General features: G+C 59.6%; 28 protein-coding genes and 1 pseudogene. 11 read left to right on the top strand and 18 right to left on the bottom strand.

The window, feature by feature from the left end; translation table 11 throughout:
* Positions 1-33: 33 nt before the first annotated feature.
* The 13 genes from FJ959_RS11125 to FJ959_RS11185 all read right to left on the bottom strand — a co-directional run bounded on the left by FJ959_RS11125 (position 34) and on the right by FJ959_RS11185 (position 11529).
* Positions 34-1146, bottom strand: a complete 1113-nt coding sequence (locus tag FJ959_RS11125) for an HlyD family efflux transporter periplasmic adaptor subunit (protein WP_140584544.1) — start codon at positions 1144-1146, stop codon at positions 34-36.
* Between the two features lie 71 nt (positions 1147-1217).
* On the bottom strand, positions 1218-2540 hold the full coding sequence (gene trbI / locus FJ959_RS11130; protein WP_140584543.1) for an IncP-type conjugal transfer protein TrbI: 1323 nt from the start codon (positions 2538-2540) through the stop codon (positions 1218-1220).
* Positions 2541-2552: 12 nt separating this feature from the next.
* The gene (trbH, locus tag FJ959_RS11135; protein ID WP_140584552.1) at positions 2553-3017 is read right to left on the bottom strand and encodes a conjugal transfer protein TrbH; all 465 of its coding nucleotides are present in this window, start codon (positions 3015-3017) and stop codon (positions 2553-2555) included.
* A 2-nt stretch (positions 3018-3019) separates the two neighbouring features.
* Complete coding sequence (trbG, locus tag FJ959_RS11140) at positions 3020-3835, bottom strand: P-type conjugative transfer protein TrbG (protein ID WP_224706184.1); 816 nt, start codon at positions 3833-3835, stop codon at positions 3020-3022.
* A 35-nt stretch (positions 3836-3870) separates the two neighbouring features.
* The gene (locus FJ959_RS11145) at positions 3871-4533 is read right to left on the bottom strand and encodes a conjugal transfer protein TrbF (protein ID WP_140584541.1); all 663 of its coding nucleotides are present in this window, start codon (positions 4531-4533) and stop codon (positions 3871-3873) included.
* 30 nt (positions 4534-4563) lie between these two features.
* Positions 4564-5754, bottom strand: coding sequence for a P-type conjugative transfer protein TrbL (trbL, locus tag FJ959_RS11150; RefSeq protein ID WP_140584540.1), 1191 nt, complete (start codon positions 5752-5754; stop codon positions 4564-4566).
* A 7-nt stretch (positions 5755-5761) separates the two neighbouring features.
* Positions 5762-5959: a hypothetical protein gene (locus tag FJ959_RS11155; protein ID WP_140584539.1), complete on the bottom strand. Its 198-nt coding sequence runs from the start codon at positions 5957-5959 to the stop codon at positions 5762-5764.
* 4 nt (positions 5960-5963) lie between these two features.
* Positions 5964-6797, bottom strand: a complete 834-nt coding sequence (gene trbJ, locus FJ959_RS11160) for a P-type conjugative transfer protein TrbJ (protein WP_140584538.1) — start codon at positions 6795-6797, stop codon at positions 5964-5966.
* Positions 6772-9210 carry a conjugal transfer protein TrbE gene (locus FJ959_RS11165; protein ID WP_140584551.1) on the bottom strand — a complete coding sequence of 813 codons (2439 nt, stop codon included), beginning with the start codon at positions 9208-9210 and terminating at the stop codon, positions 6772-6774. Before FJ959_RS11165 ends, trbJ begins: the two co-directional genes overlap by 26 nt.
* 16 nt (positions 9211-9226) lie before the next feature.
* The gene (locus FJ959_RS11170) at positions 9227-9526 is read right to left on the bottom strand and encodes a conjugal transfer protein TrbD (RefSeq protein WP_140584537.1); all 300 of its coding nucleotides are present in this window, start codon (positions 9524-9526) and stop codon (positions 9227-9229) included.
* Positions 9519-9896: a TrbC/VirB2 family protein gene (locus FJ959_RS11175; protein ID WP_140584536.1), complete on the bottom strand. Its 378-nt coding sequence runs from the start codon at positions 9894-9896 to the stop codon at positions 9519-9521. Before FJ959_RS11175 ends, FJ959_RS11170 begins: the two co-directional genes overlap by 8 nt.
* Positions 9886-10857, bottom strand: coding sequence for a P-type conjugative transfer ATPase TrbB (gene trbB / locus FJ959_RS11180; protein ID WP_140584550.1), 972 nt, complete (start codon positions 10855-10857; stop codon positions 9886-9888). The genes FJ959_RS11175 and trbB overlap by 11 nt, the downstream gene beginning before the upstream one ends.
* Before the next feature lie 42 nt (positions 10858-10899).
* Positions 10900-11529 (bottom strand): acyl-homoserine-lactone synthase, encoded by a 630-nt coding sequence (locus FJ959_RS11185; RefSeq protein ID WP_140560153.1) that lies wholly within the window; start codon positions 11527-11529, stop codon positions 10900-10902.
* Positions 11530-11734: 205 nt separating this feature from the next.
* Between FJ959_RS11185 and FJ959_RS11190 the strand changes: the two genes are divergently transcribed.
* Positions 11735-12451 (top strand): autoinducer binding domain-containing protein, encoded by a 717-nt coding sequence (locus tag FJ959_RS11190; protein WP_140500821.1) that lies wholly within the window; start codon positions 11735-11737, stop codon positions 12449-12451.
* Positions 12452-12587: 136 nt separating this feature from the next.
* Here the strand turns inward: FJ959_RS11190 and FJ959_RS11195 are convergent, their stop codons facing one another.
* On the bottom strand, positions 12588-14978 hold the full coding sequence (locus FJ959_RS11195) for a 1-deoxy-D-xylulose-5-phosphate synthase N-terminal domain-containing protein (RefSeq protein ID WP_140584535.1): 2391 nt from the start codon (positions 14976-14978) through the stop codon (positions 12588-12590).
* A gap of 128 nt (positions 14979-15106) precedes the next feature.
* Between FJ959_RS11195 and FJ959_RS11200 the strand changes: the two genes are divergently transcribed.
* Positions 15107-15580: an Lrp/AsnC family transcriptional regulator gene (locus tag FJ959_RS11200; protein ID WP_140500822.1), complete on the top strand. Its 474-nt coding sequence runs from the start codon at positions 15107-15109 to the stop codon at positions 15578-15580.
* 30 nt (positions 15581-15610) lie between these two features.
* Here FJ959_RS11200 and FJ959_RS11205 read toward each other — a convergent pair whose 3' ends face one another.
* A complete protein-coding gene (locus FJ959_RS11205; RefSeq protein WP_181171900.1) occupies positions 15611-15892 on the bottom strand; it encodes a hypothetical protein in 282 nt (93 codons plus the stop codon).
* A gap of 805 nt (positions 15893-16697) precedes the next feature.
* Between FJ959_RS11205 and FJ959_RS11210 the strand changes: the two genes are divergently transcribed.
* Positions 16698-17105 (top strand): MucR family transcriptional regulator, encoded by a 408-nt coding sequence (locus FJ959_RS11210; RefSeq protein WP_140584534.1) that lies wholly within the window; start codon positions 16698-16700, stop codon positions 17103-17105.
* Between the two features lie 68 nt (positions 17106-17173).
* On the opposite strand, the gene FJ959_RS11215 is transcribed toward FJ959_RS11210, so the two are convergent.
* Together FJ959_RS11215 and FJ959_RS11225 are read right to left on the bottom strand one after the other, a co-directional pair.
* On the bottom strand, positions 17174-17542 hold the full coding sequence (locus tag FJ959_RS11215) for a nuclear transport factor 2 family protein (protein ID WP_140584533.1): 369 nt from the start codon (positions 17540-17542) through the stop codon (positions 17174-17176).
* 764 nt (positions 17543-18306) lie between these two features.
* Positions 18307-18651: a hypothetical protein gene (locus FJ959_RS11225; RefSeq protein ID WP_246678975.1), complete on the bottom strand. Its 345-nt coding sequence runs from the start codon at positions 18649-18651 to the stop codon at positions 18307-18309.
* 56 nt (positions 18652-18707) lie between these two features.
* Here FJ959_RS11225 and FJ959_RS11230 point away from each other — a divergent pair, with 56 nt between their 5' ends.
* The 7 genes from FJ959_RS11230 (at position 18708) to FJ959_RS11260 (ending at position 22678) form a co-directional block, all read left to right on the top strand.
* Entirely contained in the window at positions 18708-19028 is a 321-nt protein-coding gene (locus FJ959_RS11230) for a hypothetical protein (RefSeq protein WP_140584530.1), read from the top strand.
* Between the two features lie 250 nt (positions 19029-19278).
* Positions 19279-19593 (top strand): hypothetical protein, encoded by a 315-nt coding sequence (locus tag FJ959_RS11235; protein ID WP_140584529.1) that lies wholly within the window; start codon positions 19279-19281, stop codon positions 19591-19593.
* A gap of 118 nt (positions 19594-19711) precedes the next feature.
* Positions 19712-20011 carry a hypothetical protein gene (locus FJ959_RS32145; protein ID WP_348641473.1) on the top strand — a complete coding sequence of 100 codons (300 nt, stop codon included), beginning with the start codon at positions 19712-19714 and terminating at the stop codon, positions 20009-20011.
* A 48-nt stretch (positions 20012-20059) separates the two neighbouring features.
* Positions 20060-20350, top strand: coding sequence for a hypothetical protein (locus FJ959_RS32150; RefSeq protein ID WP_246678974.1), 291 nt, complete (start codon positions 20060-20062; stop codon positions 20348-20350).
* Positions 20351-21003: 653 nt separating this feature from the next.
* Positions 21004-21225, top strand: coding sequence for a hypothetical protein (locus tag FJ959_RS11250; RefSeq protein ID WP_140584528.1), 222 nt, complete (start codon positions 21004-21006; stop codon positions 21223-21225).
* Between the two features lie 64 nt (positions 21226-21289).
* The gene (locus FJ959_RS11255) at positions 21290-21946 is read left to right on the top strand and encodes a thermonuclease family protein (protein WP_246678973.1); all 657 of its coding nucleotides are present in this window, start codon (positions 21290-21292) and stop codon (positions 21944-21946) included.
* A gap of 282 nt (positions 21947-22228) precedes the next feature.
* Entirely contained in the window at positions 22229-22678 is a 450-nt protein-coding gene (locus FJ959_RS11260) for a hypothetical protein (protein WP_140630192.1), read from the top strand.
* A 1358-nt stretch (positions 22679-24036) separates the two neighbouring features.
* Here FJ959_RS11260 and FJ959_RS11265 read toward each other — a convergent pair.
* Positions 24037-24959, bottom strand: a pseudogene (locus tag FJ959_RS11265) (nucleotidyltransferase and HEPN domain-containing protein).
* A 348-nt stretch (positions 24960-25307) separates the two neighbouring features.
* On the opposite strand from FJ959_RS11265, the gene FJ959_RS11270 reads away from it, so the two are divergent.
* Positions 25308-25841, top strand: a complete 534-nt coding sequence (locus FJ959_RS11270; RefSeq protein WP_140499779.1) for a MucR family transcriptional regulator — start codon at positions 25308-25310, stop codon at positions 25839-25841.
* The last annotated feature ends 363 nt before the right edge of the window (positions 25842-26204 follow it).

The following is a 26204-nucleotide window of genomic DNA, read 5'->3' on the forward strand; positions in this document are numbered from 1 at the left end:
CTGGGCGCCTGGTTGGCGCGCCCCCGCCGAGGCTCAGAACCCCAGCCATTGCCGCGCTGCCGATATCGGTCGCCGGAATATCGCATAGGCCAGTGGCACTTGCTGACCATAGAGCTTTGCGGTGCCCTTGAGTCCGATCCGCGGCAATTGCTCGTCTCGGGCAAGCCGTGCCTTCACGCGATAGGCAAGCACCCCGTCGGCACCTTGCTGCGCCTTGTATGAGACGAAGGTCAGGACAGCATCCAGCGGCCGCCCGGGCTCGATGTTCAGGAAGAGCCAAACCGGTCCGCCGATTTCAAGGTCGATCGCATCGGCAACCGGAAGGCGCGCCTCGGCCTCGACCTTGTCCGGATCGGCAATCAGCATCATGCGCTCGCCAATGGCCACGGGCCGGCCGATCCAGTCGTTCGGGTCGTCGTACACCGCTATTCCGGAGCGTGACGATTTGATCTCGGTCTGGCCGAGCTGTTCGGTAAGATAGGCGACCTCGGCCTTCTGCTGGTCAAGCTTTCCCTGGAGCACCGGCAGTGAGGCGCGGACCTTCTGGTCAACGACCGCGAACTGCTTCGCCTGGCGCAGCTCGGCTTCCGCCGACTCCTCAGCGCGGGTCGCCACCTCGAGCTGGTTGCGCAGCTTTCTCGGATCGAGGGTGACAACGGTCTGCCCTTGCACCACGGTTTCGTTGGGCTTGACAAGGACGTTCTCGACGACGCCGTCGAGCGGCGCACGGACCATGAAGGATTCACGCGGAGCGATCTCGGCCTGCGCAAGCACCGACTGGCGAACCGGCAAAAAACCGATGCCGATGAGCAGCGCTAGCGCGAGGGCAGCGGCCACGCTGCGCCGGCCCCTTCGTGCGAATGTTATCTTTTCGCGAAGAGGCCGGCCTTTGAGCTGCGCCTTCCACGCATGGCCATAGGCATCCGCCATTAGTGCCAGCAGATTCCGCTCTCCCTCGTTCAGCGGTGTCTCCCGCGCCAGCACGAGCGCACCAAGCGGAGGCGCGAGTGGAATCCATACCAGGTAGGACGGCAGCCACTCCGACCAGTCGACTGCAATCGCCGGATCGATGTCGGCGGCAACGACTTCGCGTATTCCCTCGCGACTCTGCGCATCAAGATGGGAGCAGAGCCGGCCCGCCCACACGACATGAAGCAGTGAGCTGTGTGCTCCTCCCTTCGTTTGTCGTCTTCTCTGGTCGACCCGACGCTTATGGTTCAGGATGAATAAGCACGGGGGAAGACGATGTCCTGATCAACCAGAATGTTGAACTTATAGCCAGGCCGGATTTCGAGCGTCGGCTGCACGTCGATGTTCTTCGAAATCGCCCGCTCGGCAACGCGGCCAAAGGTTTCTGCGAAAGATCGTCTTGCCGAATTTTCGGCACTGTTTTCGGAGCCAAGTGCATTGCGATCTTCCGGTATCGCCATGTCTACGCCGGCACCGATCGCCGCGATCAGGATCGCAGACCCGAATGTCCTGAGATAGTGATTGTTCACTCTGTCCTTGAAGCCGCCGTGACCTTGGGCATCGGTGCCGGCCATGCCTTCGATCTGCAGGGTCGCACCGTTCGGGAAAATGACCTCGGTCCAGACGACGAGCACGCGGCGCTGGCCGAAGGTGACGCTCGAATCGTACCTGCCGAAGAGCTTCGCGCCTTGGGGAACGAGCAAATGGTGTCCAGTGGCGCTGTCGAAGACGTTTTGAGAGACCTGTGCTGTAATGCGGCCTGGCAGGTCAGAATTCACACCCGTTATCAGCGTCGCGGGAATGACCGACCCCCGTTTGAGTTCATACGGGGACAATTGGGGAACGACACGGTTCGGTAGGTAGCCGAGATCCTTGATATCCTGATTGAAGAAGCCGGCTTTATCGCCTTGCCGGTTCGCGTCGGATCCGGCCTGGCCGGCCAGTCCAGCGCGCATCGCTGCGGCGTAAAGGTCAGTTGCGCCGGCTCGCGATGCATTCGCGCTCACCGTATCGGGAGCGCTCCCTTTGTCGCCATCCAGCTTACGTTGATCGCCGATACCGACGCTGATCGGAGAATCGTACGCTGCGTCATTCGCCTGAAGCCGGGCCATCCGCTGGCGATGCCGCTCGCGCAGATATTGCTCTTCCTGTTCACGCTGGAGGCGCGCGCGCCAGATGCGTTCCGGCTCGACCGCCGGTTCCGGCACGGCGGTGGATTGACTTGTCGTGGGTGCCGGCTTGAACGGATTGGCTGGAAGCGGCGCGGCGGTCGCCGGTGGTGGTGACGGCCGAAACACGGAGGGTTCGACGGGCGCCTCGATGACGCCGTCCGACACGCCGCGCTTGAGTTGGTCGGCGAAGTCGCGCGCGGGCGGAGAGTTCGAAGCCGAGCCGATGCCGTCACCGCCGCGAAAATACAGGCCGCGTTGCGACAATCCGTAGATGATGACGCCGAAGAACAAGATCGCGAGCGCAATTGCTGCGATGACCGGCAACCTGTTGAGGCGGCGAATGCGGGGAGCGCCATCACCGTCGCCGGATGGCTTTGTTGAAATATCGAGTGAGGACATTCGCGCCTCCTCTCAGCCGCGCCGCATGATGGACAGCGGGCTCGAAGGGGTCGCGCCTGATTTCGTGACCGCATAAGCCCTGCCAAGATCAATGGTCGATGTCGACAGACGGGCGAGCACGCTGCCTTCGAAACTGTCAACGACATAGGCGAGATGGATCAGCTTGCTGCCGTGCGTCTTCTGATCTGCCATCGCCACTGCGTAGCCCGAGCTCTTCAAGGACAATTTCATGGCCTCGCCGAAGGGAGAACCATCGGACTTGAGGACAATGGTTCCGGTGCCAGGTCCGACGACGTCCGCGAGCTTGCTCACCATGTCACCGGCGATCGCATTGGCAGCCGTTGAAGAGAGCTCCGCCTTGTCGACGCTTGCCGTGAGATCGCCCTCGCCCGGGGTCTGGCAAGCAGTGGCGCAGGCGCACATTACGGAAACAGCCGTAATCCGGGCTAGTGGTGCTAACGATCGAAAGCTGGCCATGGTCACCCTCCCCTCTTGATGGTGATCTTCTCCTGCTTCCAGCCGACGCCGGAAACGAGAACCGCGCGGTCCACCATGTAGTCGACGATCATCATCGTGCCTTTCACCCGATAGTTGACGATCCGGTTCTCGCCACCCGAGACGACGAACAGGACCGGCGCGTCCTGCCCGGCAAAAGAAGACGGGAACTGGATGTAGGTCTTGGTTCCATCCGAATAGACGCGTGTCGGCTTCCAGCGAGCGCGGCCGCTCGTCCGATAGCCAAAGTTTAGATTTTCGGCGGGCACGCCGGCGCCCGGGATCGTGGTCGCTTCCATCCGCGCGTTAATCTCGGCGAACTTCTGATTGACCTCGTCCGGATATTCGAACCCGACGCGGGCCATGTATTGTGTTTGATGCGACTTGAGCTGGATATGATAGGTGCGCCGCGACGTCGTCACGACCATCGATGAGACGAGGTCGGGTTCAGATGGCTTGAGGATCAGATGGACCGCCTGGTCACCCACCGCGCCGGATGTGGCCGGCTCGACCTTCCAGCGAACGGTGTCGCCAACCAGCACGTCCCGAACGACCTCACCGGCCTGGAGTTCTACGTCACAGACTTGGAGCGGTGAGCAAACTATGGACGGCTGCACCTCGCCATAGAGGAAGACCACCTTGCCATCGGCGCCCTTGGTGATGAGACCTCGTGACCCTCGCCATTTCCCCGAAATGCTGGTTCCTTTCGTCTCATTGGCGCTCATCTCCTGGGCCGCCGCCGAGGCCCAGATCGATGCTGAGGCTAGAGCGAGCACCGCAACGCAGGCACTCGCTCGCATGGATAAGGGGATCATGGTGTAAAACCTCAAGGACATCATAGTTGCGCGGTCCAATCGAAATCGCGAAGATACAATCCGATCGGGTTCAAGCGGATGATTTCCTCATCCTGCGGCGGGGTAAGCGTGACGGTGGCAATGCCTCGAAAACGGCGGGTCGCCGTTTCCTTGCCTTTTCGATTACGCTCGAATTCCGTCCAGTCGATCTGGTAGCTCTGGTTCGACAAGGCGACGACGTTGTTCACTTCGGTCGCGACCGTTGCGGCCTTGGCTTTCTCGAACGGCGAATTGCCCCGAAACCAGCTATTGATCTTCTCGGTTGCGGGATCAGAGGTCCGAAGAAGCGCGTAGGTGCGATCGATATACTGCTTCTGGACGACCGCATCGGGCGTGACCGACCGGAAGGAAGTGATGAAGCCGCCCAGGGCTGCGCGAACCACGCGAGGATCGGCGTACTCGATCTGTTGCGGGAAGCCGGCAACAGCCGCGGCGCCCAGCTTGTCGACCTCGACGATGTAGGGCACCAGCTTCACCTGCGTACTCTGATAGAGTGCGTAGGAGAAGCCGATCACCGCTATGGTCATGCCAGTGATGCCAACGACGCGCCAAGCGCTCGCAGACTTCACATAGCTTCCATAGCGCTCGTTCCACTCCTGGCGAGCGGCGAGATAGGGGTTGTCGGGATGGTCTCGTCTTGCCATCTGCGCTGGTCTCGATTGACTGGGAGGACGTTATTTCTTGGGTGCTGAGCTGGTTTTGCCAGAACCGGAACGTTGTTTGGGGATGGAGCGGGGCGCGTCGAGCTTGGCGTTGGCCAGACCAAGAGTGGAGGTTCCGTAAGATCCCGGTGCGCCGATCGCCTGGTCCCTCGCGGCGGACGCCAGGGCACTGCCGGCCGATCCGACACCCGAGAAAGCCCCCTTCATCGCGGCAGATCCGAACGATGCGCCCGATTGCCGGGCTTCGGAGTAGGCGGAAATACCGACCCTTGTCCCTCCATAAGCAAGGGTGCCGGCGCCGAGGCCCGCCGAAATCGCTTGACCGCCGTGGCGGATCGCTTCCATGCCGCCGGTGACAGAGACGCCCTGGACGACACCCTGCACAATGGTCGGCACGTACATGGCAACCATGAAGATGATCACCGCAATTCCAGCTATTGCGGTCGTGGCGTAGGCTGATTCTTCGGTCATTGGATCGTCAGCAATCCCGACCAAGACATCTGATCCTATGTTGGCGATCATGACGAGTGCCATCAGCTTCATACCGACGCCGAAGGCGTAGATCAGGTATCGGATTGCGAGGTCCTTTGTGAAGGACGACCCACCGAAGCCCAACATGATCATGCCGGCAAGGAGGCCGACATACATCTCAGTGATCACAGCGATAAATATTGCGGTGACCAAGCCGAAACAGATAACCACAACAACCATTGAAAATACTGCCGCCGTCGCGAGGGCGTTATCTTCGAATAGGCCGAAAGACACCTTTTCGGAGAGCGACGCACCTACCTTGAGACCAGCGTCAAAGACGTCCGCGGGCGAAACCGAGCCTGAACCTCCGCCAATCTGAAACAGGCTGTTGACCACATCTTTGGCTAGCTGCGGGCCTGTGGTAAGCACAAACAAGAAGAAGCCAATGAACAGAATGCGCCTGGCCAGTTCACCGAACCAGGCTTCGAGAGTCGCGGAATTAATCGCAAGCCACACAGCACAAATACCGACCTCGATCAAAGCGAGCAGCCAGAACAATGAGGTTGCGGCCTGAAGGATCGTTGTCTCCCAGCTCTTGGCAGCGTTCGTGATCCGGTCTTGGATCGTATCAACAACGTTGTTGAACGATTGCGCGACCACGGGTTCGGTGGTGACGAGGCACGCGGAGGTCACGCCGATCAGAACCCAACAAGGTACGAGTTGCCTACTCATCCTATATTCAATCCCAATCCGGCTTGAACGCCTTGCCATCGTCGGTGCGTGGCTTTTCGGGAAGCGCGAGGAAATCGCGATCGTCGGTCGCTGAGGACGGCTCAATCTGAGCTTGTTCTTCGCGCGGGAGCATAATAACCAGCGTTGAGATCAAGGCCGCAAGAACAACGATTCCGGTGCCGGCAATAATCGCGAGGCGTTTCATTGTTTCACCAGTTCGGCCGGAACTGCTGACCATCAGTCGTGGAGGGACTTTCCGACCGCTTGAAGAACTCCGCGCGCCGCGCCTGAGCCAGATCGTCCTTTGCCTGCTCGGACTGATACCAAGTTCCCATCATGGTCGTCTGCTGAGCCAGCAGGCCGCGCAGTTTCTGGGTCTGGGCTACCTGCTGGGTGGCGATCTGATGCCCAACCTGAAGGGCCTTCATCTGTCCGTCCGCCGACTCCGACATAGAACGGAGCTGGCGCATGGTGGCCTCTTCGCTGGAGAATTGCTCCGCGGTCAGGTTCGCCGCTTTGAGTGTGCCGGCTACGGTGTCGCGGTTCGTATCGGACCAACTTTGCCATGCGCTTGCAAAGTCCTGCCCTTCGGGCAGTTTGGATTTGAAATCGGCATAGCTTTGGAACCGCTGCTTCAGGACATCGTCGATGTTGCCCATCGAGAAGGCGATCCCCTGTCCCTGGCTGACGATCTCCTGGAGCTTTCCGAGATCGCTCTCGACTTGACCCCAAACGTGGGAAGGAAGCTTTGCCGTATTTTGCAGCATGTTCTCGTAAATGCGCATCTGGTTCTGGATCTGCTCGGCAAGCTGGGTGATTTGCTTGACTTGGTTCTGAATTTGCTCGGCAGACTGGCCGACAAGGCCGACGAGTTCTGAGTTATTGAGCAACTGGGTCCATTCGGTCGCATTGCCCGTGGCAGCACCCGCGTTGGCAGGCGTCAGCGCAGCAGGCATCAACGCGCTCGTTGCCAGCGCCGTAATCAATGGAGCAAGTGAGCCTCGCCGGATGCCGCGACTACGATTGGAGGCCTGTGTCGGCATTGTTTATTCCTCTCTCCTTGAGCCAAGCTGCGGGCCAGCCCTGGCCGTGAACGTCTCGCAATTCCTGAATGCGCCTGAGGTCATCCTTGCCGGTAGCGCCGACGAAGGAGAGCGTTGCGGGTCCGAGCGCCATGTCGAACAGCCTGCGTCCCTCGGGCGAGACGACGTAGTATTCACGCTTGGGGAGCGCCGTCGCCACGATCTCGATCTGGCGTTCGTTGAAGCCGATCCGTTCGTAGAATTCGCGTGTGCCGGGCTCCCGGGCGGCTCCGTTCGGCAAGCAGATTTTCGTCGGACAGGATTCTTTCAGCACGTCGATGATGCCGGACTGCTCGGCGTCCGAGATCGACTGCGTTGCGAGGATAACCGCGCAGTTGGCCTTGCGCAGGACTTTGAGCCACTCTCTGATCTTGTCGCGGAACACGGGGTGCCCGAGCATCAGCCAGGCCTCGTCGAGGATGATAAGACTGGGCGATCCAGTGAGGCGCTTTTCAATACGGCGGAACAGGTAGAGCAGAACCGGAATGAGGGTTCGGTCACCCATATTCATCAGCTGCTCGATTTCGAACGTCTGGAAGGACGACAGCGTCAGACCGTCGGCTTCGGCGTCGAGCAGGTGCCCCATCGGACCGTCGACCGTGTAATGCTGGAGAGCCTCCTTTATCTCACGCAACTGCACGCCTGACACGAAGTCGGAGAGGGACTTCCCTTGGGACATCGCCATGAGGGCCAGCTGCCGGGCGATGGCGTTGCGATGGTCTGGCGTGATTTTCACGCCTTGGAGCGCGATCAGCGTCTCGATCCACTCAGCAGCCCAGGCCCTGTCGCCATCGGACCCAAGTTGGGAAAGCGGGCAGAAGGAAAGCCCCTCGCCTGCCCCGACATCATGATGATCGCCGCCGACACCAAGCGTCAGCGGTAGCATTGACAATCCCTTGTCGAAGGCGAAGAGCTGCGCGCCCTGGTATCTTCGGAACTGCGCTGCTATCAGGCCGAGAAGCGTCGACTTTCCAGAACCGGTCGGGCCGAAGATCAGGGTGTGACCGACATCGCCCGAATGAAGGTTGAGCCGGAATGGTGTCGAGCCGGACGCGACCTGGCAGAGCGGCGGGGAATTCTCCGGGTAGAACGGACACGGTGCAACAGCACTGCCCGACCACACCGCATTGAGCGGGATAAGATCCGCGAGATTTCGCGTGTTGATCAGCGGCTCGCGGACATTAGCGTACCAGTTGCCTGGTAGGCTGCCGAGAAAGGCCTCCGTCGCGTTGAGTGTCTCGATGCGGGCCCCGAAGCCTTCGGCCTGAACAAGCCGGCGCACAGCTTCAGCCTTGTCGCGAAGGCGCCGCTCGTCCTGGTCGAACATCACGATAGCCGGCGTGTAGTAGCCGTGGGCAACGAGCTGCGACGACGATTCCGCAATCGCATCCTCGGCCTCGGCCACCATCATGGCGGCGTCCTGGTCGATCGACCGGGAGTTCGTCTGAAAGAGTTGGTCGAAGAAGGGGCGAACTTTCTGCTGCCACTTCTTGCGGGTTCGTTCGAGCTTCTGACGCGCCTCGACGGCATCGAGAAACATGAAGCGCGACGACCAGCGGTAGGTGAGAGGCATCAGATCGAGAGAGTTAAGAATGCCCGGCCAGCTGTCGGCCGGAAAACCGTCGATCGCCACCACGGCGAGGTAACGGCTGTCGACGAGCGGCGAAAGACCGTGATGGAAATCGGCAGTTACCAGGAAATCGAGATACATCGGGATCGCTGGCAGCCTGATCGGATGGTTCTCGCCTACGATGCAGAAGCGGACGAACTGCAGAAGCTCGTCATACTTCGCCGTGCGTGTTCCGCCGCGCTCAACTGTTTCCCGCGTGACCATGCGCCGTATCGACAGCACGTTCGCCAAATACTGTTCGAACTCGCGGATTGCGTTCCGAAAATACTTCAACACCGTATCAGCGAAACGTTCGTTGCGGGAGGCGTCGTCGGAATAGACATATTTTGCCAGCGCCGATTTGTGCTTCTGGGCCGGACGGTAGGTGAGAAGGATTGCGTGCTGGCTCTCGAAATGGCCGCTTTCGGCCTCGAAATGCCTTCGGCGCTCATCGTCGATCGCAGCACTCACCGGGTCTGGAAAATGGCCGTCCTCACACGGGGGGTAGGCGGTGGTCGGTACACGCACCGCTTCCACCTGGATCATCCAGCCGCTGCCTAGACGAGCAAGGATCGCGTTGATCTGTCGCGAGACTTCGTTGCGCTCGAAATCGGTCGAGCTTTCGGAATCCGGGCCGGCAAAATACCATCCAGCGAGCAGTGATCCGTCCTTCAGCAGCAGGACGCCGTTGTCCACCAGCCCTGCATAAGGAAGCAGGTCGGAAAACGAGGGGTCGGCATGCCGGAATTTCTTGAGTGCGACCATCATCAGCCGTCCGTATTTAGTAGGCCCGCCAGGGCGTCGATGTCGGCCGGTAATGGGCTCTGTAACGGATGTGTCGCAGATACACCGTCCGCATCATCGGGTCGGTCTTTGCCATCAGCCTGAGCAACCCGACGATGACGACCCAAATCGCGATGCCAAGCAGCGCAGAGAACCAGGTCAGGACAACGAAAATCAGAACGACGCTTGCCAAGCCCGTCACGAGCACCAGTTCCCGATCCGCGCCAAACAGAAGGTTCGGCCGGGAAAGCGCGCGATGGATCCTGACGCTGTGAAGTTGGCTGGAACGCTCAGCCATCGATGAGAACCGCGGGAGATTGGGTCGCTCTGCCCTCGACGGCTGGCTCCGTGCCGATCGACGCTCCGCCGGCCCCGAACAGCCCCACGATCTGGGTTGCGCCGAGAAGGATGCCTGCAACCAGCACGACATAAACCAGTCGCCGTGCGAAATCGTTCAATTCACCGCCGAAAATCAGCATGCCACCGGCGATCGCCACGGCCGCCAGTGCGATTGTACCGGCGACCGGTCCGTTTATCGACTGCTGGATCTGTTGAAGCGGACCCTCCCAAGGCAATCCGCCCCCACCGCCGGCGGCTAGCGCCGAGTTGTTCGACAGGACAAGAGAGGCCGTCAATCCAACAGAAGTCCTGATCGCCCTATGCGACATGGCGGTGCCCCTCTTCGCTGCCGTGGGATTCGATGCGGTAACGGCCGTCGCGATAGCCCTCGACAACCAGCAGTTCACGAACGCGCCGACCTTTCGGCGTGCGTTCGATGGAGATGACCATGTCGACCGCCTCACCGATGATTTCGGGCATCGGGTTGGAACTGACTTCGGCCGTCAGCTGCTCGAGGCGGGTCAAGGCCGAGAGCGCGCTGTTTGCGTGGATCGTGGCGATACCGCCGGGATGGCCGGTGTTCCACGCTTTCAGCAGCGTGAGTGCGGCGCCGTCGCGAACCTCGCCGACGATGATCCGGTCGGGTCTCAGACGCATGGTGGATTTGAGCAGTCGGCTCATGTCCACCGCATCAGTCGTGTGGAGCGCGACGACATTTTCTGCCGCGCATTGGATCTCGCCCGTGTCTTCGAGAATAACCAGGCGGTGTTCCGGCATCAGGCTGACGATCTCGCCGATGACCGCGTTGGTGAGCGTTGTCTTGCCCGTCCCCGTGCCACCAGCGACGACGATGTTCATCCGGTTCTCGACAGCGTTGCGAATGACCGAAGCCTGGTATGGGGTCATGATCTTGTCGCGCACATAGCTGTCGAGCGGGAAGAGCCGCGTGGCGCGCTTGCGGATCGTGAAGACGGGTGCCGCGACCACCGGTGACAACAGGCCCTCGAACCGATGTCCGCCGATCGGCAGCTCGCCAGAGATGATGGGCCGGTTGAGGTTCACTTCCGTTCCGAGCGCGTGAGCGACTGTGCCAATGATCGTCTCGGCCGCCTGCGGCGCCAACCTGCCTGCCTGCGTGATCGGTTCGCCGATGCGTTCGACGAAGAGCTGCCCGTCTGGATTGAGCATGATCTCGACGACGAGCGCGTCGTCGAGCGTGTTGCAGATCGTGCTGCCCATGGCCTCGCGAAGTTTTCGCACGAGCCGATGGTGTGATTGCGAAGTGGGCATCATTTGAGGATCATCTTGGATGCATCTTGGATCAATCCGCCGTCACGCTGCGAGTGGGCGCGCGTCCAGGGAGAAGGGCTGATATCCGTTCGCCCGAACGCGAAGCGCATTTTGAAGGGTGGCTGGAACGATGCCGGCAACCGCGATCGTGTTGCCGATCGGATGGGGCGAGCCGAGGCGATTGAAAGGTAGCCCTGCCCTGCCAAGGATCTTCTCAAAACGGATGTCGGTGACGGTCGCTACTTCGCAATAGCCGTTGACCAATGACCATTCCAGGATGCCTGCGAACAGCGCCATCGTCGTCTTGTGGAGGCCTCTGGCCGCGTTCCTGGATCCAAGCTCCGTGTCCACGCAAAACCGGGAACTTTCGATCAAGCCTGAATGGCATGGCATGGGATCGCTACCGAGAAGGACCGGAAACGTCTGGCCCAGCATTGTCGGACCGGTGGCCGGAAGAAGGCGTGCGCAGCCAGCGACATTGCGTAAATCGTCGGTCACAGCGAGGAGATAGGTCGGATCGAGCGCATCGTATTCATCTGTTTCGCGCCCGGACTTGACCGTCACGTTCCAGCCGAGGCGGTCTCTGAACACCCGCGCGCGCAGCGCGTGCATTTGATCAATCAGCCCATCCCCTGCGCTGCTTTCTCCATTCCTGACCGCAACTATCTGCATGCCTTTTTCTCCGCGCTGTTTCGATAGTGCGAAAGAAACAGCGTTCGAGCAGGCGGACCATTACGGGTTTCCGAAGGTCGGCCAGGTAAATCCGAAGATTCACCCGTCTGCTAGCGATGGTTGCATTTTTGAGGTTGATCTCAACCGCCTGAACCTCAATATGAGACGCACCTTTTTGCGGCTGGGGCAGTAAGAAGGAGTGCCGATGAAGTCTCTGAAGCCACAGTTTGAAATGCTGCGGGACTGGTTGAAACTGGCGCCCGACAAGCCTGCCATCGATCAGGCCTTGCGCAGGTTCGCCAACGCGCAGGGGTTTGAATGGTTCACCTATCTCTCGGTACACGAGGCGGACGTGTATGGGATGTCGAACTATCCGGTGGCGTGGCAGAAGCACTATCTCGACAGCGGGCTGGCCAAGGTGGATCCTGTCGTTGAAGCGGTTTCTCCAAGACGCGGTGCCTACGCCTGGTGGGAGAGCGGCTTGCCCGTTCCAGCGAGAAAGCATCACCGGACGTTCTTCGGCGAAGCCCGGAATTTTGGCATCCGCTCGGGGATCTCTATCCCTATCTTCGATGGTTTTGGAAGGCGGGCTCTCTTCACCTTCTCGTCGCGCGAGCGCAAACCCGACACCACCATGTTGGCCGACCCCTATTCGGTTCTGACGCTTGGTGCCTTTGTCGATGGCTATCTGCAGAGCCGCGATGATCAGCAGCTGATGAGCGCAGCCGCCTCTCCTTTGACGAGCTATCAGCTCGAGTGCCTCGCATGGCTCCTTGCGGGCAAGACCAACGACGACATTGCGACGCTGCGCAACGTCAGCCGGCGAGCCGTCGAGTTTCAGCTGCAGAACATTCGCCGCAAACTCAACGTCCTAACCACCTATCAGGCCCTCGGCATCGCGATAAAGCGCAAGTGGATCTGAGCTTGCGGAAGGACCGCTCGCTGATTTGGTGTTCTGGCGGAGAGTGGATCGTTTCCCAGATATTCTGATGACCGAGACCCGACGGGCTCGCCAACGAAGAAAATGCTAAACCTGGCGGCGCCAGGCTGAGATAATATCACTCCAGCGCGCGCAAATGGCGCACCGGCCGGCTATTGATGATCCGGTCACCCGCTGTCGCTATCGAATTCGAGTCGATGCCGAAATGCCGGTAGAGATCATCGATGGTCCCCGATTGGCCGAAGTGTTCGACGCCAAGGCTGCGCGTTCGGTGGCCGGAGACCGAGCCAAGCCAGCCTAGTGCCGCCGGGTGGCCGTCGGTGACGGTAATGATCGCACAATGGGCTGGAAGGTCGGCAAGCAGCCTTTCGACATGGCTTCTTGCATGGATGAGGCCGCGCTCGCGTGCGCGGCTTGCCGCGGTCCAGCCGGCGTTCAACCGATCGGCTGATGTCACTGCCAGGAGACCGATATCGCGACGGTCCTCAGCCATCAAACCGACCGCTTCGATGGCTTCCGGTGCGACGGCGCCGGTGTAGGCGACGATCAGCTCGGCATTCGGGCCTGGACGTCTTAGCCAATAGGCGCCGTCGACGATGTCGCGTTCGAGTTCCGGCGTCATGACGCGCGCAATCTGCTCGACGGGACGTGTCGAAAGCCGCAGATAGACCGACCCGCCGGTCTCGTCGCGTAGCCAGGTACGCTCCGATTGCACCGCGTCCCCATCGCGTTGCATGTAATCGAGTGCGAAGCGCATAATGACGCTCAGCTCGTCGACAAAGGCCGGCTCGTAGGCGGCAAGCCCATCCTGCGCCATTCCGATCAGCTGGGTGGCGATCGACTGGTGCGCTCCGCCCTCCGGTGCCAGCGTAATGCCTGACGGCGTGGCCACGAGCAGGAATCGCGCATCCTGATAGCAGGCATAGTTGAGCGCATCGAGACCGCGCTGGATGAACGGATCATAAAGCGTGCCGATCGGCAGCAGCCGCTTGCCGAAGATCGAATGCGACAGTCCGAGCGCCGACAGCAGGATGAACAGATTATTCTCGGCGATGCCAAGCTCGATATGCTGGCCGGACGTGCCGAACTCCCATTTCTGCGCCGAGGCGATACGTTCGTTGCGGAATGTGTCCGCCAGCGATTCCCTGGCGAAGAGGCCGCGACGGTTCACCCATGGGCCGAGATTGGTCGAGACCGTGACGTCCGGAGATGTTGTGACAATCGCATCGGCAAGCGGCCCACCGGCGCGCGCGATCTCGTCCAGGATCCGGCCAAAACCGATCTGCGTGGAGACGATGCCTTTGGCCTCCGAGACAAGATGACCAGGAACGAGCATGCGCTGGGCGTGACGGCGCCGTTTGCCCTTCGCCGCGAATGGAACAGCATCGAGAAACCGTTGAAGATCCAGTTCGCCCATATCCAATCCTTCGAAGGCGTTCCACTCGCGCCCCTCGACGACCGACATCGACGCACGAAACGTTGCCATCTGGTCCTTGGTCATCAGGCCGGCATGATTGTCCTTGTGACCGGCAAGCGACAGCCCAAAACCTTTGATGGTGTAGGCGATGAAGCATGTCGGCCGCTCGTTGCCGCGCGCCGTGTCGAAGGCATCGAGTAGGGAGGGCAAATCATGACCGCCGAGATTGGTCATCAGCGCGGCCAGATCGGTATCGGAGCGGCGATCGAGCAGTGACGCGACTTCCGGCTCTTCGCCAATGTCGGCCAGCAGGCGTTTGCGCCAGGCGCCGCCGCCTTGAAAAGTCAGCGCCGAGTAGAGTTGGTTGGGGCAAGCATCGATCCAGTCGCGCAGCGCCCCGCCGCCTGGCTCGGTGAAGGCGGCATGCTGGAGGGACCCGTACTTCAGGATGACGACGTCCCAGCCGAAGTTGCGGAAGATGCTTTCGAAGCGCTCCCACAGCCCCTCGCGCAGGACGGCATCGAGGCTCTGGCGGTTGTAGTCAACGATCCACCAGCAATTGCGCAGGCCATGTTTCCAGCCCTCCAACAGCGCCTCGAAGATGTTGCCCTCATCCATCTCGGCGTCGCCGATCAGCGCCACCATGCGGCCCTGGGACATGCTTTGGTCACGGGCCAAGAGATAGTCCTGCACGAGCGAGGCGAACAGCGTCTGTGCAACACCCAGCCCCACCGAGCCCGTGGAGAAATCGACATCGTCGACGTCCTTGGTCCGCGATGGATAGCTTTGCGCTCCGCCAAAGGCGCGGAACTGCTCGAGTTTTTCCCTGGTCTGGTTGCCGAGAAGATACTGAATAGCGTGAAAGACAGGTGATGCATGCGGTTTGACCGCAACGCGATCTTCCGGCCGCAGCACTGAAAAATAGAGGGCCGTCATGATCGTCACCAGCGAGGCGGATGATGCCTGATGCCCGCCGACTTTCACTCCGTCAGTGCTTTCGCGAAGATGGTTGGCGTTGTGGATCGTCCACGTCGACAGCCACAGCACCTTTTTCTCCAGCGCCGAAAGCGCATCCAATTCCCGTTCGTCCAATTGCCCAGCCTCCTGGTGAACCGATCGAAATCATAGGCCGAGGTAAAAGCCAGTTGTCGCTAAACTTGCCTGATTATGGCGCCTAGTTTAGCTGCTTTGATCAAGATCGATGATAGGAGTGTTGATCTGTGCCAAAAATCCGACTGGACGATATCGACCGCAAGATCATCGCCGCGCTTCAAATCGATGGCAGAATGACGGCGCAGCAACTTGCCGATCAGGTCGGCCTCTCAGCCTCGCCCTGCGCGCGCCGCGTCCGCATGATGGAGGATAGGGGCGTTATCACGGGCTACGCCGCGCTCATCGACCAAGATCTCGTTGATCTACCAATCTCGGTGTTCGCCTCGATCAGGTTAGAGCGTCAGCGAGAGAACGAACTGGAGCGGTTCAATACGGCCATCGGCCGCTGGCCGGAGGTCGTCGACTGCTATCTGATGACCGGGCAGCGCGACTATCTGCTGCGCATCGTGGTGCGCGACCTGCAAGCCTATGACCGCTTCCTCAAGGAAAAGCTGACGCGGCTCGATGGCGTTGCCTCGATCGAATCCAGCTTTGCCCTTGCCCAGATCAAGCGGTCCAACCGGCTCCCGATCGACACGTGAGCCTATGGTCTGGCCAGGCAATGCTGAGTCTCAGGCATGGTCAGAGACGCGTTTGATCCCGCTGTTTGAATGCTGATCCGCTCGGTCCCTGCCACAACCGAGTTCCGAAAAAACTGTGCACCAGAAGCGGTAGTCGCCCGTGCGGCCATCGAAATGGGCTGTCAGCGCGCAATGTGCCGCGGCAGTCGACGCATTCGATCCATAAAGCTCGATAGCTGCCCGAGCCATGGCATCCGGGTCGGCCAGCTCCCAGAGCGTCAAGTCGCCAAAACCTGCACTGTCGCCACGGCGATCGGATTGAATTTTGGGCATAGCATAACCTCCCGCGGGTTGGGGTCCAGCGAGGGCAGCGGTGCGCTGCGAGGCCGGACGTTGGGAACCCACGTGGAGTGAGCCACGATCCAAGGGCGTTACGCCCAGGATATTCGTCGTGTCGTCCCTGGCCTACGGCATCTTCGCAAGGCGGTGGTAGCCACCCGCAGAAGGTTGCGCATGACAAATTTATTGCAGAGCGCTGTCTGGAAAACAATCTGTGTTGATGGGTGCGAGTATGATCAGTCTGTGCCCGCTGGTGATGATCGTACGGCGATCGCCGCCACTGGGCGGCGGCCTCGTCCAGAGGAATGGCGAGCTGGCGCTGATTGCCGACTGGCGTCGGCGATCGTCAGTGGGCGTGGACCATGCGTAAACGGCAGCGCAGCGGCAAACCAATTCGTCGAACGTTCGTATAAGCCTTCGACGACACGCTCATTGGACCTCGGGTTGATCCATGGACTTCCTGTGGTCCGTCCAGTCCATCATGGGTGCCACGGCCACTCCTTGGCCTTGATTCATCATTTTTCTTTAAAATCAAATCGTTAACCTGCCGAGTGCATACGAATTTTCGCCAGAATACCCCCCTTTTTCGCCACGTTTTGATCTCTCAGTGCACACGGAGCGCACACGAAAAAATGGCCAACTACACAGAACTCCCGTGCGGCTCCTAGCGTGTCCAAGTCCGTCGCAAATGTCGCTACGTCAGCGAGACTTTCCTGCGCCGAGACGACGCACATACCGATAAGCAATAGGAGTTCCAAAAATTGCCAGGGCAGATCAATAGCGCCCCGAGGTTGTTGAATTGGCCGCTGATGTTGTTGCCGCGTATGTCAGCAATAACCCGGTGCCAGTCAGCGAATTGCCAAGCCTCATTGTGTCGGTTCACCGGGCATTGTCTGACCTTAGCGGGCCTGTGGCAGCCGCTGCCGCAGAGCTATTACCCGCCGTCAATCCAACGAGGTCGGTCACGCCGGACTTCATCATCTGCGTTGACGACGGCAAGAAGTTCAAATCGCTGAAGCGCCACCTTCGTCAGCTTGGCATGACGGCCGATGAATATCGCCCTAAGAGGAACCTACCTGCCGACTATCCCATGGTGGCGCCGAACTATGCCGCGACGCGATCAGCACTGGCCAAGGCGTCGGGTCTTGGGCGCAAGCCGGTTCCGCAGAAGAAGGCTCCTGCGAAACGCACGGCCAAAGTCGCCTGACGCGAACTAATCCTGCCCTGTACTGGGCAGGCCACTGCCGGTATCACGATGTGGTCATCAGTTGTCGCTCACTCGCCAACATCGCTGCAATTGAGACTGCACATCCGGACCAACCAGCCTCCACCAGCCTGACGCTCAAAGACGCTGAGTGATGTTCCGTTTCCCGTCGCTTCACCTTCTGAGTAGGCCGCAAGACACCAGGCGAGGTCGCCAGAGCTCCCCGCCTCCGTTACGGCAAGCGTCTTGTTGGTGCCTGCGCCTTGTGTCCATACGGCGTGCAGCGACTCTATCGCCGCGCGGCCGCGGGCCGGGGGCGCATAAGGCGAATGGACTTCCCCGTCAGGTGCGAATATGGCTGCGCAACCGGCGGCGTCGTTCGATCGGTATGCAGCGACATAGATGTCCAAAAATTCCTGCAATTCATCGCGGATCGACATCTCTAGAGTTCTCCTTCGTTGCCAAGCTTACGCGGCAGTTCCGGCCGTAACTCATCTCTGAGAAGTTCGATTAGCCTTCCAGCATCACTCTCAGTTAGCTTCGGCAACTCCTCACACACACGATACCAAGGCAACTGAGTGTCCGTGTAGATATGCCTGGTGACCCTGGCCTCGGCCGGCCTGTCCAAGGTGCCCACCGTGATATTCGTCAACCAGTCATCCTTCCACCTGGATGCCTGCCATACGATCCGAGACCCGCAATGCCCACAAAACCCACGTTTCCCGTCATCCGACGAAATATAGTATTTTGGGCCATTTTTCAAATATCTGAGAGTGCCGGCCTTTACTAAGACCGTAATCTCAGCCGGGTGGCCTGTGCTGCGTTGGCAAATGGTGCAGTGGCAGATATAGCCGTTCTGAAGATAGACCTCTGCTTCATATCGAACGCTGCCACAAAGACATCCTCCAGTGACTTTCGTTGTTTCGTGCCTCACCTGTTGCCTCCTGTGAACGGGTCCCTGTGTTTCGCCGCAAAAGTCAGAGCGGCGGTCGCGCTCTAGAATATTAGCCACATCTTGATGAGCGGGCATCCACCTCAAAAACCCTTGGATGAGACAGGATCAGCCGCCGAAAGCCCGCGCCTCGGCGGAGGACGCGGGCCCGATCGGGGGGCCGATCTTCAGCAGGCGATGGAGGGCACCACCTGCCGCACACGTCAATCGTTAGCGATAGCTAATGTTCCGTCCGGACTGGGCTGGTCTTTGTCATCCCCGAAACCGCTCGGTGTGCCAGATGATCTTGCCATCAACCGTCATCGGCTTATGGATCACCAGGCGCTTCGGCAAATGCTCAGGATGCAGTTCCAGCAATGTGATCGTCACCTGCGGCTTGCACCGGCTGCAATCGAACTTCAGTGACAGCGGGTCGATGCCACCGCGGTAGACCATCATCGAGTCGGCTGAACGGCAGTAGCGGACGTTGCCGCAGCTGCATTCCGCCTTGACGAGCATTTTGTGCCGGGTCGCCTTGCCCAGTGTGTCACTCGTCAAGAGGCTCTTGACTCTAATGTTCTCTTTTTGTTCACTGCCGCAGGATAACCAAAGGAGCATGATGTGGACCTCGTTCTGTCAGTTCCGGGCGCGTCGCCCGAGGAATTTCGCCAGGTTTGGCGGCCGCAGAGGAAGCACTTGCGCGCGCTGGCTTCACCCCTGAGGAAGCCGCTTACGGCGCCTTCGCTGTTGAGGGTTGGGATATCAACGGTGCGCCCGAAGATGGTCCCGACCATTCGACGTCGCGCGCCGCAAGTGCTTGGGGGCAAGCCCATGCGGCAGCAATGGAGGCCTGTTGTGACGGCTGGCCGGAGAGCCGCAAGGCCATATCGATCAGCCTGGAGTTGCTGACCGATCCCGAGACGCATTCGCAGACCGTTCAACAGCGCTGGCAATGCTTCGCGAACATCTCCAGCAAGATGGCAAGGACACGTTGAACGGGGAGGACGCTATTCTGGGTTGGCGGGTTGCTGCCGAGGTTGTTGACCAGCTTTCAATGCGCGACCTGATTGGCGACTGTATATGGCTTTTACCGCCCTATCCCTTCCCCATCTCCGACCGGATGAGCCGACCGAACCGAAGCGCCGAGCTGTGCGCGACGCAATCAACGCGCTGGAGGCAGCAACCGAGAAGCCGACCTCACACTGATGCCGAAACGCAATCGCGTCACGCCGGCGCCATCGGTTATTGACCGGGATTGGCCGTCCCAAGGTAGCGTTGCCGGATGACATCTGCACCGACCGGAACCTGACTTTGATCACGCAGTTCTGCCAGGACGCCAACATCAAGCCACAGATCGGGCACGGGCAAGCGATATGGCCGAGCGGCAAATATGAGGACTATCACATCCACTGCTTCGCCGACCCCGCCGCGGCCAAGGCGTTCCTTGACCATTTTGGCGGCGAAATGTTCGATCCGAAACGCGATCGGGAGGGTGGAAAATCCGCGGTGTCTGGCGTCGCACGGGCGAATACAAACGCATCCTCGACCTTGGACCTTTGAGCGTTCCCGAGATCCTGCGCAACTCGGGGGGCAAAACATGTGCAAGCTCTAAAATCTCACCACCAGCCAAGAGGCCATACCCCAATGGACGCATGTCCTCCGGGACGTCCTCGGCAACCTGGAAGCGTCGATCGACATCTATCCGAACAGGCCTGGCCCGGTAGTTCGCAACGCGCAGGATGGTCAGCGCGAGTTGGCCAATCTCCTTTGGGGGATGCCGACGCCGGCCGAGCGCGTGAAAGGTGCCGCCGACTTCGGCACCACGAACATACGAAATCCGCAATATGGCCACTGGCAACAATATGTCAGGATCGAGCATCGCTGCGTGGTTCCCGTAACCAGCTTCGCCGAGCCCTCCCCGACCCCTGGCGACAAGGACCCCGAAACCGGCGTTCAGCGGAACTACTGGTCGCGCTGAACGAGGAACGTCCTTTGTTCTTCTTCGCAGGCCTATGGACGCCCTGGCATGGCGGAGCTTGTCGACACCCCGCCCGAGGGTGACGACTGGTTGCACGAGGTCAAATTCGACGGCTACCGCACAGGTTATCAAGGACGCCGGCGGCAGCTTTGCGCAACCGTGACCAAGCGATCCGACCTCGGCCCGCCCAAGTCCGGCCATCGGCATGGTGGCGATCCGGCTCGCCAAGAGGACAACTTCTATACCTGCGAAATCTGCGGCCAGAAGGTCGACATGCGCGACCTGCGCCAGGCCATGTGGCATGAACAGCCCGACCACGAGCCGCTTGAGATCGACTAGTCGAGACCAGCGCCGCCATCTCTCGCGCAGACGTTCCGCTATCGCGGAACATCGAATCTCAATTTTTGCTGATATTCTATTTGTGGCGGACCCCAACCGCCAGGCCGGCGTCTCACCAAGGCAGGTTACCCCACCCACCCCCCAAAGTAAGGCGCCGGCCACCTTGGCTCTGCACGACACCAAGTACGTCGTTGTACAAGCCGCAGCCCTATATCGAGCCTCTGTACTGGGTAGCCTCAACCCATAGTGCAATCGCGATCGCCGGCGACCGCCCCTTTACTTCCATATCGCGACCTCTATGGCCGCCAGCCGCGATCCATACCGTCTTTGAACGCTGATAGATTTTAACGCCCCGTGCGCTCGCCCAAGCGCCCAATGCTGCGCCATTTCGACCGAAAAGATGGGTCGATGCTGTTCCTTTGTAAGAACGCTGCATGTCCATAGTCCCCTGCTCATACTGTCCCACGGAATGAATAATCAGATTACTCCGTTACAGTTATGTGTCGGCGGAAGCGCGATCAGGTATCTATCATTAGAAGACCCGTCACTAAGAAGCAGTGACGGGCTTTGGTCGCGAACGACTGTCGGTAGGCGACGACCTGAGGTCGCCGCCATTGTTTGCCCTGCTGGCGAAATCGGTGCACGATGCTTGAATGGACGTCGAAAAGCTCGATCTGTTGGCCGGCCTTGAAGGTGAGTTGACGCTATGGGAACTTGCCGACACCAGACGCATGGCGCAGGCGGCCGTTGAGCTTTATGGGTCGAGCGCGGCGACTGCGGCAGCACACTGCGCGCTACATGCACATTTTGACGGTCGCGAAAGTGACTATCGCTTCTGGTGCAAAGTATCCCACGGATTAGCAGCGAATGCTTAGGCCCCGACAGGCGCTTCTGGACTCCAAGCCAAAATAGCCGCATCCTCTCATCGGGGAGTGGGGTTTGGACAAATATCGACACGACAATCGGCCTGCCCAATGGCGCAATCGGACCAGCGCCAAGCTGCGACGTGCCCGCCAATTGGCGGCCATTCCGAAGCGGCTGATCTTCGTGACCGTGGCTGCGATGGCAGCCTTCGTGGCGCAGTTCGTCATGCAGCACAGCGACCGCATGCCCGAGCTCAATTTCCCGAACTGGACCGGCCCGGGCCCGGGCCCGGCGTCGATCGCCGGCGTCGCTTCGGTCATCGATGGCGACACGATAGAGATCCACGGACGCCGCGTAGGCGTGAACGGCATTGACGCGCCTGAGTCAGCCCAACGATGCCATGACGCCAAGGGCTTTCGCTACCAGTGCGGCGCCAATGTCGCGGCAGCACTCGACGGATTCTTGGCCGCATCGAGGCCGGTCACATGCACTTTCGTGGCGTGGGACCGCTACAACCGCTTTGTAGCCAACTGCCAGCGTGCGGACGGACCGACGTCGCCGCATGGATGGTCGAACATGGCCAGGCGCTCGACTGGCCCAAATACAGCGACGGCACGTATGCAGGGCAGCAGGCAAAGGCCGAGGCGGCGAAGATCGGTCTGTGGGCCGGATCGTTTCAGGCGCCGTGGGAATGGCGCGCTGGGCCTGGAGATAATGCTCGGCAGGCTATGACCCAACCGCTAGGCATCACTAGCCGTCAACAAGTAGCGCAAAGCTATTCCTGTCAGCCGCGGCGGAAATGCTCTCAAATCAGCTCGTGCGACGAGGCTCGATGGTATCTCGGCAATTGTCCGTGGGGCGGCAAGCTGGACCGCGATGGGGATGGCCTGGCGTGTGAGACGCTTTGTTAGCGAATAACAGTACGCGGGGATTTCGCGGACCGGACTATTTCTGGGGGTGAGGGGCAAGACGATGGGATTGGGTCGACGAGCCGCAGTTTCGGCTGCGGCAGTCTTGGCGCTTGCAAGCGCCTCATGCACGACCTCGCAACAAACGCTCAGTAAGAATCCGAGTGCTGTCAGCGCTTCAGCTCTTTGCAGGACATTGGCATCAACGAAAGATGCCAAATTTCAGCAGGATCTCTACGCTGAACTGACGCGCCGATCGATGACCGTTAGCCAATGCGCCGACATGATTAGGAAGCAGAACCAGGCGATAGCGGCAGGCATTGCGATCGTGGCCGTAGGTGCCGCCGTGGCTGTCTGCGCGAACAACAACTGCGGAGGGGGCGGGTACGCCAGGCCGAACTACTACCAGGGCGCGGATTGGGACGAATTCTATAACCAGTATCGCCAACTTGTTTGGGCTTGCCGCGACATCGCTACCGGCCAGTTCGTCGACTACAGCAACTGCTACGGAAAAGCCCAGACGGATTGGCGCTGGCCTGCAAAATACGCGTACTGAAACAGATCGGCCGTCACGAGCTTGGAGAGAGGGATGGACTAGTACATTTATGAGAATTGGGCCCACGATCGAGGGCGCATCCATCGAGCCGATTGTGGTTTCTGCAACGGGGGTCATGGCACACAGGCAGGAGGAGGCTATAGGAATGGCCGATGGCACGGCCCATTTGACAGAGACACAGCAGTCGCAACAGCTACCCAACTCAATCGCGCTGATATGCGCGCATGCTCAATATGTGATCCGTAGGCAGTCGGCGGGCGGGCCACGTGCTTTCATTGGGGCGCCCCGCCGGGGGAGCGAATACTATCGGCCGCGGCGTCGCGTCGGTCATGGCATTCACTCCGGCCCGTTTGGCGAGCACCGCAGCAATTGCGGCGATGATGATCCCAAGCAACCCCCGACCTAACTCCTGGGCACTCCCCTCTCGGCACCGCAATCTGCGATGCAGTAGTGCCCTCCCTCGGGCCGACACATAACCGTCCAGCGCGACATGAGCACTCGTCCTGTACTTTTTAGTTTCCTCTCGAGCGCCTCGTTATGGATCCCTAATTTTGGTACGAGGGACCTGCCTACCGAGCGCCTTCACGGGTCAATCCCTCCTTTCAGTTCTTATTTAGAGTGGTTAGTCCGCGTCGAACCGGCGTCATTCGGTTTAGTTGTCGGAGTCTGGCAATGTTTATGAGCGCCACCATCCCTGCTGACATGCTTTCCAAATCACGTAGTCAACCGTCGAGACGCTGTCTCCGGCCAGTTTTGAGATCTGCGAGCACAATTCCCTGCGATCCGTTTGCCCAAGCCGATGTGAAGGCCCCGAAAAAGCTCCGACCGGTTCGACATCGCCAAGTTGATCGCTTTTCGCTTTCCTGGATGCCCGAAGCTTTTGCCAACCTCCCTGTCTCGACGAGAGACGGTTTCATTTGTGTCCAGATGTCCTTAGCTACCGTCCACCTCAGTCCACTGTTGAGAATCACGTATGAAACTCGGAGCGTAAAATCCGTTGCGTCGACAGGAGGGGATTTCGTCTCGACCTTCTTCATCGCATCGGGGTCGCGCTCGACGATCCTTTGCCGATAGGAGAGATACTCCTCAAGGGTCACCTATGGGGTTCCGTTCGTGTTTGATGCACACCTATGGTTCGTGGACCCCTCTCGTGTAAAAGTGACATTTCAGACTGATGGAACGATCGTCCGCCCTTCTGCTAGATCTACTGTCAGTCCTCCTCCCCTTCGAATGAGAAATTATCTCGTCCGGATCAATCCGGTAAGGAACTCTCAGATCGCGGAGCGGGCACCGTGCCCGCTGCAAAACTTTCATCGCGTCGGGTCAAACAACCGGATCGTCCTCGCGATCATGGGCAGCTACGGCCCGGCGGCTTCTCTCATGCGCCTCAAGTGCTGCAAACATACCAGTTCGGCGCATTTGTGGAGCTCCGCTGTCCGCTCACCCAACCAGACGAGCGCCTCCTCGCTGATTAGATAGTGGTTGGAATAGCGAGCCTTCACGTAAGCTTCATTCAATGTGTTGAACCAGGCGCGATGGCGCTGCTGTTCGCGTGGCCACGCCTCGGACAACCGTCGATCCTGGTCCTCGGCTAAGGCTCTCAGAAATGTGAGCTTGTGGGATGGCGGGCTGTAGTTGGTGAGCACCAAAAGGAGAGTTGCATAGATATGTTCGATGGATTGGTGGAGCGTAAATGCAGCGGCCTTCCTCCATCCGCCGTCGATGCGGATCTATCTAGCTGAAACGCGAAAGTCTCTAGCCATTGTTTTACGCCGGGAAGCCTGTTTTGAAAGTTCTCTTCGGCGCGCTGATAAGCCGCTTGCGGTGTAAGCGCTTGGGGTTCTGCCAGCGGCTCACTGTCGAGCTCATAGAGGACAATGCCCTCGCGGCGGATGTCGGTGAAGAAGTACTGCCCCTGGTGGAGCGCCGTGTTGACGAAGCGGCGGCTGTGCACGATGAAACTGGTTGGCGTCTTGATCGCGCGATCGCGCTCGAGCCGGTCCTTGGCCTTGTACCAGTAGGCGAAGTCGGAAAGCTTGTTGTTGTTGACTACCACCAGCAGATCGAAGTCGCTGCGATAGCCCTTCATCGTCAGTGGTTCGTCGACCCAGTCGCCGCGGGCATAGGAACCAAACAGGATGATTTTCAGGATGCGGCCGCTCTTCTTCCAGTCGGCGCTGCTCTCGGCCAGCGCGTCCTCGAATTCGGCATGCAGGATCTCTATCACGCGGGCGAGCTCCGCCTGCTTGTGCTCCGGCAAATGATCGATGCTGGTCTTCATTTTGGTCAGTTCAGCTTGATGAACGCAGGCGCGTGTCGAAGTGCTCGTTATAGCAGGCTCGGATATATGCGAAAGGCTGCCGGCGCTGACCGGAGCAATCGATGCTGATGTGGAATGGTCAACAGAACGGCCTGGCAGTGCCAAGGCAGGGCAACCGGGCGGTTCGTCGACGATTACTGCTGCTCCATGCCTATGATCGACAAACTGCTTGGCCAGGTTGGAGCAGTATTTTTCGGCAGTTTCTGGGAAAAAGATGTGGCTTGTAGAGAGAAATGAACTATTTGTCTCACTGGCGGTATGGGAAGTCAAAGCTCGATCAATTCGTCCGATACGGTAAGAGGAAACTATATGACCACTGCTCTCGAACAAGACGGCCAACTGGATACTGTGTCGATAGCGGCCGACATCGTCGCCGCGTATGTCTCGAACAATCCGCTGCCGGTCGGCGAGTTGCCGAAGCTGATTGGCGATATTCATGCCGCTCTGAAAGGCATCGGCACGCCGGCGATAGAGCCTGTGGTTAAGCAGGAACCGGCAATATCGATCAGGAAGTCGGTGACGCCAGACTTTATTATCTGCCTTGAGGATGGGAAGAAGTTCAAGTCGCTCAAGCGTCATATTCGAGTTCACTACGATCTGACCCCTAATGAGTATCGCCTGAAGTGGAACCTTCCAGCTGACTATCCGATGGTGGCGCCGAACTATACGGCAACTCGCTCGGCATTGGCGAAATCAGCAGGCCTTGGACGAAAGGCGATGGCGCCCGCACCAGCCGCGAACGAGAAAACAAAAAAACCAGCGCGCTTTGCAGCCGCAAGAACACCTGCGGCGTCAATCAAGTCACCGCTGAAGAAGACGCGCAAGGCATCCGTCAAAGCCTGAGGGACTGCCCTGGCAAGGTGCCAGGCTGTAGCCGCCTGACCTTGGTGAAGCCCCGCCGCGTGGCGGGGCTCAGTTGTATGTCGGTTCAGTTTGCGGCGTAGCGGAACCAGATGAGGGAAGAACCGCCCCTACCAAGAAGGCGAAGAAGAGAACGTAAGACCTGGGTCTTGGATCACCGAGGTCGCTGGCAGAGAGCCGAAGTGTCGTGGGAGGCGCAGCATGTTTCGGATTATCGCCGCATTGGCGATCGGCGGCGTTTTCATGCCGGTGGATCCTGCGTCGGTCGTGCGGCGCCCACAGGCGCCGGTGCCCTGGTCGACGGTTCATGTCGAGGGATGTTGCAAGACTTGTTCGGCCGGTCAG

The sequence above is a fragment of the Mesorhizobium sp. B2-2-4 genome, assembly GCF_006442375.1.
GTDB lineage: Bacteria > Pseudomonadota > Alphaproteobacteria > Rhizobiales > Rhizobiaceae > Mesorhizobium.